The following is a 2,077-nucleotide window of genomic DNA, read 5'->3' on the forward strand; positions in this document are numbered from 1 at the left end:
TTTATCGACTGATACACCGCCATCGCAGGCAAGCCAGCTCCCACAGGTATACGCGTACGCCTCGACGATCAGGTCGGCTGTCAGGCCGCCTCGCTTTGCTTTTGATCTTAGGCGCCCCGTTAAACCACGCTGGCCGTCATCCGATATTGATTTGGGGGGTAAACCGGCAGGACGCCGGTTTAGCCGCGCTGGGCCATGGATGGCCCATCGCGGCGGCCCCCCAAATCAATGTCGGATGACGGGCACACCGAGCCTGGGCGAGGTGCCGAGTGGTGGGGCAAGAGCCCTTTTGGTTACTTTTGGGGCTCTCGGTACGTGTCAAGGTACCTGTCGCCTTAGTACTGCTGCGGCTAACCCATTGCGCCCTTAACTTCAGGGCGTTCTGGGTTCAAATACACCGCATCTGCCAACTTCCAGTTGCGTGTCCTGGTACTCCAGCGGCTCGGATTAGCTTCTCTGGCATCTTCATATAGCGCCACTCGGGCTTGTAATAGAGCTGTCGCCTTGCCTTCGTGGCGCTCGTTCGGCGTCACGTATTTCAAGGCGCTGTGACGATGATCTTCGTTGTACCACTCGATAAATTTTTGTACCCAAAGTCTTGCTTCTGTGAGGGTATCAAACGGCTGGTCCGGCCAGAGTGGGCAGTACTTTGCGGTACGAAAAAGTGCTTCGGCGTATGCATTGTCGTTGCTCACGCGCGGTCGGCTAAATGACGGCTCTACGCCTAGCGAAACCATGCTTTCACGCAGCAAAGAGCCTCTCATAACGTGACCATTATCCGAGTGCAGCACCAATGGACGACCGGCCGTGTGTTCGCGTAAGCAGCCCTTTTCGAGCAGTTCGCACGCATGCTCAGCGCACTCCACCTCATGCACCTCATTGGCGACCAATTTACGGCTGTAGATGTCCTTGACCATGTACCAGTAGAAAAAACGGCCCTTGACGGTGCTGGGTAACCAGGTGATATCCCAGCACCACACTTGATTGGGGCCGTCAGCACAATGCGTTGTCAGCGCCCTGCGTTTCGGAGCTTTGGCACGACCACGGCGCACGTTTTGATTAGCCGCTTTTAACACGCGATAAAACGTCGACTCCGAAGCCAGATAGATACCCTCATCCGCCAGCTTAGGAACGATTTGGTGCGGTGTGAGGCTGGCGTAGCCAGCCTGACTGGCCGCATCAAGCACCGCTTGGCGCTCCGCTTCGCTGAGTTTGTTTGACGGCGCTGCCCGCTGAGCCAGCAGGCGCTTGTCGCAGGCGGCGTATCGCCAACGTTGAACCGTGCGCAGGCTCAGTCCCAGTTCGTTGCACGCCCGATATCGACGAGCCCCACCGAGCACCGCCTCGGCAATCAACTGCATGGCTTGCGTACGATCAGAGGCGCTGATCAGTCTTCCTTGTCCTTGCCCCAGATCGCATTGGCTTTTTTTCTGAGTTCCAGCAAAGCCTCCGCCTCAGCACGTCCAGCATCGGATTGGATCAACTGACGTTCCAGCTCTTTGATTCGTCGTTGTTCGGCAGTTTTCTCTGCGCTGGGCTTCAGGTCAGCCAGGGTATTGGCGTTTTGACAGGCTTCGCGCCACTGCTGGATTTGCTCCGGATAAACGCCCTTGATTCGGCAGTATTGGGAGATTTCCACCTCGCTCAACGGAGCGGTTTCCATGACAGCATTGAATTTATCGGCGCTGGACCATTGATCACTGGTTTTGCCGTTTCCCGGCACGATCAAACCTTTATCTCTAGCCATTTGTCTCCAGTTACGCAGTGACTGTGGCGTGAGGTTGAGCGCAACGGCAAGGTCTGCCACTGAGCGATTGAGGGGCGGCATCATTTGCAGAACGGCCCAGTCTTTGAATTCGTCGTCATAACGCTTGGACATTGCTACACACCTTCGCCCTCTTGAATAATTGAGTCAATCAACAAGCGCGACAGGTAGCCTGACACGGAGGGAGAGCCCCAAAAGTAACCAAAAGGGCTCTTGCCCCACCACTCGGTGCCTCGCCTAGGCTCGGCATGCCCGCAGTCAGGCATTGCTCCGTGGGCCCGCCGCGATCGGCCATCCCTGGCCGTGTCGCGG

At 56.9% G+C, this 2,077-nt stretch carries 1 protein-coding gene; it reads right to left on the reverse strand.

Translation table 11 applies throughout. The annotated features are described in order from the left end of the window. Positions 1 to 350: 350 nt before the first annotated feature. Positions 351 to 1,879, reverse strand: a protein-coding gene (locus ACFC2L_RS20170) for an IS3 family transposase (protein WP_370693699.1) whose coding sequence is annotated in 2 segments (ribosomal slippage) — positions 351 to 1,438 and positions 1,438 to 1,879 — 1,530 coding nt in all. Because the reading frame shifts where the segments join, the coding sequence is not laid out codon by codon here. Positions 1,880 to 2,077 lie beyond the last annotated feature (198 nt).

Source organism: Cellulosimicrobium sp. NPDC055967, from assembly GCF_042269845.1.
GTDB lineage: Bacteria > Actinomycetota > Actinomycetes > Actinomycetales > Cellulomonadaceae > Cellulosimicrobium.